Here is a 7,298-nt window from a genome sequence, read left to right as displayed (position 1 = left end):
CGGGAACTGACGCCGTCGGACGAGGAGCTCCGCGAGATCCGGGCCACGCCCAAGGGTCTGCCGGGTCGAACGCGAGCTCCGCATCCTGCTTCGGGGCCAGCTCCGCGCCGAAGCGCAACCGGCCGACGACCTCGACGGCGCTGCCGTCGGCCAGCGCGAGCAGCAGGACCCCGCCGTCGTGCCGGGCCGCGGCCTCCACGGATTCGAGGGTACGGCCGAGCGGGCCGGCGTCCGGGTCGGCCTGCACACCCAGGTGGAACGTGCGTCCCGAGCCGGTCCGGTACGGCAGGATCGAGTCGTACACGGTGTCGAAGGTGCGCCGGGGCACCGGCAGGTGCCGCAGCACCCGGCCCTGGCCGGCGGTGGAGAAGAGCAGGTCCTGCCGCCGTCCCGCGACGGGCCCGTGCACCCGTACCGCGACCCCCAGGATGTCGGCGCGGCCGGGCCGGGTGCCGATGCCCTTGGAGATCCGCAGGGTGACCGGGTGCCGGCCCGGGCGGTCGAACAGCTCCGCGCCGGTCGGCTCGAGCGTCCCCCAGACCTCCAGGTCCCCGGTGAAGGAACGACCGTCGGGGTGCAGGAAACGGCGGTCCCGGGAGTGCGCGACACGCACCGCCACGGCCGCGGCGACGGCGGCTGCCGTCAGGGTCGCAGCGATCCTCATGCCGCGCGCATACCCCGAACCGATGATCGCTATGCCATTCCGGCCGGGTGGCGCCGGGCGGGTCCGGTGTCGTTTCGGTGACCGCGACCCCTTTCCGTGACATTGGTCCGGCACCATGGTCGCTCCGGTACGGGAAACGGGAGAACAGTGTCGACGATGGACGACGAGGACGCCGGGACGCAGGTCCGCAAAGTGGTCGTGCACCGGCGGGTGCCCGAGCCGCGCCGCCCCCGCTCGGCCCGCGCCCAGCGGGCGATGACGGGTCTGCGGCGCACCTTCACCCAGACCGACTTCCCGCCCGCCTTCGCCCGGCCCGATCGGGTGGTGCGGACCTGGGGCGGCTCGCTGGCCCCGTGGCGGCTGGTGGCGGTCGGAGTGATCATCATTCTGATGCTGGCGTTCTCCTGGGTGCGGCTCTTCCACATCGGCCCGCCCTCGATCGAGGATCTGCGCCGGACCGCCGGCGTCGACGAGTGGCAGACGCTGCCCATCGCGGTCAAGGACGATCAGCCCGGCGTCGCCGAGCGGGATCCGGTGACCGGCGTCTGGCGCGGCTTCGACATCGACATCGCGTACATGATCGCCGAGGATCTGGGTTTCCGCCGCGACGAGGTGCGCTTCTACGGCATCGAGAGCGAGGACCGGGCCCGGATGGAGGCCACCGACCTGGACGGCAAACCGGTGCCGGTGAAGATGGTGATCGCCAGCTACAGCATCACCGAAGAGCGTGAGCGCGAGCCCAACGTCATGTTCACCCAGTCGTACCTGCACACCGAGCAGTCGGTGATCACCCTCAAAGGTCATGACAAGGTCGCCAGCCTGGAGGAGTTCAGGGACAAGGACGTCTGCTCGCTGTCCAGCTCCACCAGCGCGAAGACCGCCGACGACTCCGACGCCAGGATCACGCGGCGGAACCGGATCTCCGAGTGCTTCCGGCTGCTGGACAACGAGCAGGTCGACGCGGTCACCACCGACGCGGCCATCCTCGGCGGCTACAAGGCCCGCCACCCGGACAAGTACGACCACTGGGACCTGGGCCTGGACAAGACCGAGGCGTGGGGCGTCAGCGTCGGCGCCAACGCGGCCCTGCGTGACCTGGTCAACATCACGCTCTACCGGTCCTTCAAAGACCCGAAGGACGCGCGCTGGGAGCAGGCGTACCAGAACAACATCCTGCCCGAGACGGGCCCCAACAAGGCGGCCGACAACGGTCAGCTCGTGCCGCTGTCCCGGCCCGGGCAACCCGTCACCGCCCGGCCCCGGGTCCGCGAGCTGCCCTGGGAGGAGGTGGTCCCGTGACCGTGACGCCGTTCGCCCGGCCGGCCCGCCGGGTGCGCCGCAACCAGCTCAACTGGGTGCTCACCGCGCTGCCCGCGTTCCCGCTGGTGCTGCTCGTGCTCCGGCTCTGGTACCTGAGCCGGCAGGACCTGCCGACGATGCTGCTGCTGGTCCAGTACATCAGCCCGCTCGGCATGATCAGCGCGCTGATCATCACGCTGATCTGGACCGTCCCGGCGGTCGTGCTGGTGCTGCGGGCCCTCGGCGGCCTGCTCCTGATCAGCTCACCCGACCAGGAGGAGGCTGCCCGCCGCTCGGTGCTGGCGCTCACCGCCCTGCGCATGCCGGACTGGGTGGTGGCGGTCGCGGTGGCGCTGGCCGGCTTCACCTGGCAGCTGCGCCTGCTGCCCACCCTGCTCATGCTGGTCGCCGTGATCCTGGCGCTGACCGCGGTGCAGCGCTACCCGGGCGAGCGCCGGATGCTGACCGTGGTCACCCTGGTGATCCCGATCGTGCTCGGCCTGCTGATCCTGCTCTGGGTCCGGCCGGGCATCCGGATGTCGCTGGCCGCCGGCGAGTACGGCACCGCCGCCCTGCTGATCGCCCCGTCGCTGCTCGGCTGGCTGCTCACCGGGCCACTCCCGCCCCGCGCCGCCCGGCTCGCCACGCACTGGCCGGCCGTCGGCGCGATGATCGTCGCCCCGTTCGTGATCGGCGTGGTCTTCCTGCGCGCGCCGGTGCTGCCCAACAGCGCCGTGGAGATCGGGGCCGAGGGCGCCGCCGTCGAGGTCGTCCGCGGCCAGCTGATCACCGTCGACGACACCGCCACCACGATCCTGCGGCGTGGCGGCGAGGTGCTGTTCATCCCCAACGCCGACGTGCGGTCCAAGACCCTGTGCCCGGAGCCGATCCGGACCCAGAACAGCCGGATCACGGTACGCGGCTGGCCGATCGACGAGTCCGCGCTCGAATGGGTCGCACCCACCCGGCCGGTCACCGACGTCGACCCGCGCTGCCTCGGCCGCCCGCTGCGACCGCGATGACCTCCGGTTTTGCACGGGTACGCACGGCTTGTCGCGACGCGCCGCCGACCACGTGCAGACAGGTTGGACCGGACCTGGCAGGCTGCACGCCATGACCTTGCACCTGCGGTGGGCGGCCGTCACCGATAGAGGCCACGTCCGGAGCAACAACCAGGACGCTTACTACGCCGGTGACCGGCTCCTCGTCGTCGCGGACGGGATGGGCGGCATGGCCGCCGGCGACGTCGCGAGCCGCCTCGCCGTCGAGGCGATGACCTCCCTCGACGTGCCGATCGACAACGACAGCCAGATGGACGCGCTGCACAAGGCGCTCGAGGTGGCCAACGGCCGGATCGCCGAGACCGTCGCCACCGACGCCGCCCTGCAGGGCATGGGCACCACGCTGACCGCCGTGATCTTCTCCGGCGACCGGGCCGCCCTCGCCCACGTCGGCGACTCCCGGGCCTACCTGCTGCGCGACGGCCGGCTCAACCAGCTCACCAAGGACGACACGTACGTGCAGATGCTGGTCGACCAGGGCCTTATCCGGCCGGAGGAGGCGGGCAGCCACCCGCGCCGCGCGGTCGTCACCCAGGCGCTGCAGGGCGAGCCGGTCAGCCCGTCGTACGTGATCGTCGAGCCCGAGCCGGGCGACCGCTGGCTGCTGTGCAGCGACGGCCTCACCACCGTGGTCACGGCCGAGCGGATCGAGGCCGAGCTGCTCGACTGCGACGCCCCGCAGAGCTGCGCCGAACGGCTGCTCGATCTGGCTCTGCAGGGCGGCGGCCCGGACAACATCACGGTGATTGTCGCCGATCTGGTCGCCGTCGACTGAGCGGCGTGATCCCGGGGCCCCGCGGGCTTCCCGCAACGGTCCGGGGCTGCGGTACCTTACTCCGGTCGCGGGACGGCCAGCCGCGGCTCTGCTGCGGGTGGTGATGACGACGGGACGGCTGTCGGCACAGTCAGCCGTGACGCTGGCGCTCGTCGCCGCCGTCACGGCGATCGGCACGTACGCCGTGCCCGCCGGAGCCGGCCAGCGACTCTTCACCGACGCCGCCCAGTGCGCGGCCGGGGTGCTCGCCGCCGTGGTCTGCTTCGCCGCCGGGCGGGACCGGTCCGGTCACCGGCGCCGCTGGCGGATCCTGCTCGGCACCGGCCTCGCCGGCTTCGCGGCCGTCCGCCTCTGGTGGACCATCAGCGACGTGGTCGAGCCGACCCGGGCGGTCGCGGCCGACGTGGCCGACGTCGGCGTCCTGCTCCTGCCGGTCTTCACCGTGCTGGCCCTGGTCGCCGGCTCGATGGCCCTGCCCCGGCCGGTGCAGGCCTCACTGCGCCGGGACCGGATCGTGCTGGTCATCGACAGCGTCCTGATCGCCGGCTCGCTGCTCGCGCTGGTCTGGTCGGCGGTGCCCCGGCGGATCTTCCACGAGGTCGGGGAGAGCCCGTGGGTGGTGGGCTTCGCGGCGGCGTACCCGATCGCCGACCTGCTGATCGCGGTCATGGTCCTGTTGCTGCTGGCCACCCGGCCGGCCTCCCGGGCGGCGCGGGTGCCACTGCGGCTCACCGCGCTGGCCATGCTGGCGCTGGGCGTCTCCGACTCCCTGCGGCTGCTCCAGCTGAGCAGCGGCGTGCTCACCCCGATCGAGTCGGCAGGCTACCTGCTCGGTCCGGCGCTGCTCGCCCTCGCGGCGATCAGCAACCCGGGGCTGGCCGACCCCAGCCTGGACGAACAGGCCGAGGCGGAATGGCTGCACCTGCTGCTGCCGTACGTGCCGGTGGTCGCCACCGGCGTGGTCATCGCGGTGCGCACCGGGGCCGGTGGCCAGCTCACCTCGTACGAGGCGTACCTCGGCTGGCTCGGGCTGGGGCTGGTGGTGGCCCGGCAGATGTTCACCATCGTCGACAACACGGTGCTGCTCGCCCGCGTCTCCGAAGGCCAGCAACGACTGCACCACCAGGCTTACCACGACTCGCTGACCGGCCTGGCCAACCGGGCGCTGTTCCGCGAGCGGCTGGTGCTGGCCCTCGACGCGTACAGGCACCGCGGCGTACCGGTGGCGTTGCTCTTCGCCGACCTGGACGATTTCAAGCTCATCAACGACAGCTTCGGCCACGCCATGGGCGACCGGCTGCTGCGCGCGATCGGCGACCGGCTGGTCGCCGCGGTCGGCCCCGGCGCCCTGGTGGCCCGGCTCGGCGGCGACGAGTTCGCGGTGCTGCTCGACCACCGCGCCGCCGACGCCGAACCGGCCGGCCACCGCATCCTGGCGGCCCTGCGCGAACCGTTCGTCATCGACGGCCACACGGTCGGCATCAGCGCCAGCCTCGGCCTGGTCGTGCCCGAGCCGGGCGACCCGGAGCTGTCCGCGGACACGCTGCTGCGCCGGGCGGACGCGGCGATGTACGTCAGCAAACGCCGCGGCAAGAACGCCCTCGCCCGCTACTCCGGCGGCGCGGACGGCGGACCCAACGCGGACCTGCCGCACCTGCTGGCCCGGGCCCTGTCCGGCGCCCCGGCGGCGGCCGGCTTCGAGGTCTACTACCAGCCGATCGTCCGGCTCAGCGACGGCGCGATCGTCGCGGTGGAAGCCCTGGCCCGCTGGACCGACCCGGTGGCCGGGCCGGTCGACCCGGACGTGTTCGTGACGGTCGCGGAACGCACCGGACTGGTCGCGGCGATCGACGACTTCGTGCTGGACCGGGCCTGCGCGGACGCGGCCGGGCTGGCGAACACGTACGGCCGGCCGATCGACGTGCACGTCAACGTCTCGGCGGCCCGGCTGGGGCAGCACGGGCTGGAGGAGGCGGTGGCCCAGGCGCTGGAACGGCACAACGTACGGCCGTCCCGGCTGGTCGTGGAGATCACCGAGACCCGCCGCATCCCGGACATGCCCCGCGCGATCGAGGTCGCGGAGCGGCTGCGCCGGCGCGGGGTACGGGTGGCCCTGGACGACTTCGGCAGCGGCTACAACGCTTTGGCGCAGTTGCATTCACTGCCGGTGGACATCGTGAAGCTGGACTCCACCCTGACCGATGTGGACGTGTCGCCGGAGCGGGCCGGGGCTCTGTGCCGTTCTGTCCTGGCTATCTGCGCTGAGCTGGGGATCGCTGTCGTGGCCGAGGGGATCGAGACGCCTGCTCGTGCTCATGCCCTTGCCGCTCTGGGGTGTCATCTCGGACAGGGTTATCTGTTCGGTCAGCCCGGGCCTGTTCATCTGCTCACCGCGACGATTCCTTCGCAGCCCTCGCCGCATCCCTCACCCCATCTGGCGTCCTGACATTCGCGGCCGTCGCTTGCGGTCCCCGGCCACCGGTGCCGGGATGATCTAATGCCGCGGTGCAGAACGCCTGTCCCGAGTGCGCGGGAGACCTGACCGTCTTCGAGGATGCCGCGCCGTGGTGTGGACGCTGTGAGTGGAATCTCGACGCTTTCGCGCCGGTCGACGGCGGTTGGGCCGCGCGTGCGGTCGCCCGCCTCGACCGCCGCGCCGGCTTCCGGGCCGGGCGGGCCCTGGTCGCGCTGGGCGAAAGTGCTGTCTCACGCCGGGCGACCGCCGGTTTCGTCGTGCTCGTCGCGGTGTCCGTGCTGCTGACGGCGGGCCTGCTGGTCACGGCCGGCATCGGGGTCTGGCTGATCGCCACCGGCAGGCTGCTGCCGCCGATCCTGCTCGGTGGCGTGCTGATCGGACTCGCCGTCTTGCTGCGACCGCGGCTCGGCCGCCTCGGACACGCCGTGGACGGTGGCTGGACGTTGCCCGCTGACTCGGCCGTTGCCGCGCTGGTCAGCCGGATCGCGGACGCCACCGGCGCCCCGCGGCCGCACGTCATCGTGGCGGACCTGCGCTGGAACGCCTCAGCCGCGGTCGTCGGCCTGAGGCGCACCCGGGTACTGCGGCTCGGCGTGCCGTTGCTGCTCGCGCTGGACGATCAGCATCAGGTCGCCGTGATCGGCCACGAGCTCGGCCACCTCAAGCACGACGACTCGCTGCGCACGCTGGTGACGATGCCCGCGCGTACGGTCTTCGGCCGGCTGGCGCAGTACACCACCCTCCCGCCCGGCGACGCCGTGGACCGCGGCCTGGAAGGCGTCCTGGCGCTGGCCTACTCAGCGGTGCAACTCGTCATGGGCACGCTGTCCTGGCTGTTCTGGACTTTGCACCTCGGCCTGCACCTGATCGGCGCGGCCGAGCAACGGCGCGCCGAGATCCACGCCGACCTGATCGCCGCCCGCGCGGCCGGCCACCGCGCGGCGCTCGAGTCGCTCGACGTGCTGGCCCTGGCGTCCCGCCTGAGCTGACTCCTGAACCACAACGTCACCGAGGGCCGCGCCG

Annotated in this window: 6 protein-coding genes; 5 read left to right on the top strand and 1 reads right to left on the bottom strand. The window is 72.5% G+C overall.

Translation table 11 applies throughout. The annotated features are described in order from the left end of the window. On the bottom strand, nt 1-664 hold a 664-nt coding region (locus AB0C29_RS25120; protein WP_360824572.1), incomplete at its 3' end, for a phosphodiesterase. A gap of 156 nt (nt 665-820) precedes the next feature. On the opposite strand from AB0C29_RS25120, the gene AB0C29_RS25115 reads away from it, so the two are divergent. The 5 genes from AB0C29_RS25115 to AB0C29_RS25095 all read left to right on the top strand — a co-directional run bounded on the left by AB0C29_RS25115 (nt 821) and on the right by AB0C29_RS25095 (nt 7,264). Next, nucleotides 821-1,963 carry a transporter substrate-binding domain-containing protein gene (locus AB0C29_RS25115; RefSeq protein WP_360824569.1) on the top strand — a complete coding sequence of 381 codons (1,143 nt, stop codon included), beginning with the start codon at nt 821-823 and terminating at the stop codon, nt 1,961-1,963. Then, entirely contained in the window at nt 1,960-2,985 is a 1,026-nt protein-coding gene (locus AB0C29_RS25110; RefSeq protein ID WP_360824566.1) for a hypothetical protein, read from the top strand. Before AB0C29_RS25115 ends, AB0C29_RS25110 begins: the two co-directional genes overlap by 4 nt. A 91-nt stretch (nt 2,986-3,076) precedes the next feature. Further along, nucleotides 3,077-3,799, top strand: coding sequence for a PP2C family serine/threonine-protein phosphatase (locus AB0C29_RS25105; RefSeq protein ID WP_360553276.1), 723 nt, complete (start codon nt 3,077-3,079; stop codon nt 3,797-3,799). A gap of 136 nt (nt 3,800-3,935) precedes the next feature. Then, entirely contained in the window at nt 3,936-6,245 is a 2,310-nt protein-coding gene (locus AB0C29_RS25100) for an EAL domain-containing protein (protein WP_360824563.1), read from the top strand. A 59-nt stretch (nt 6,246-6,304) separates the two neighbouring features. Continuing rightward, complete coding sequence (locus AB0C29_RS25095; RefSeq protein ID WP_360824560.1) at nt 6,305-7,264, top strand: M48 family metalloprotease; 960 nt, start codon at nt 6,305-6,307, stop codon at nt 7,262-7,264. Nucleotides 7,265-7,298: the final 34 nt, after the last annotated feature.

This window comes from Actinoplanes sp. NPDC048791 (assembly GCF_040650095.1).
Classification (GTDB): domain Bacteria; phylum Actinomycetota; class Actinomycetes; order Mycobacteriales; family Micromonosporaceae; genus Actinoplanes.
The sequence above is the reverse complement of the archived record's forward strand: the minus strand, read 5'-3'. Positions and strand labels throughout refer to the sequence as shown.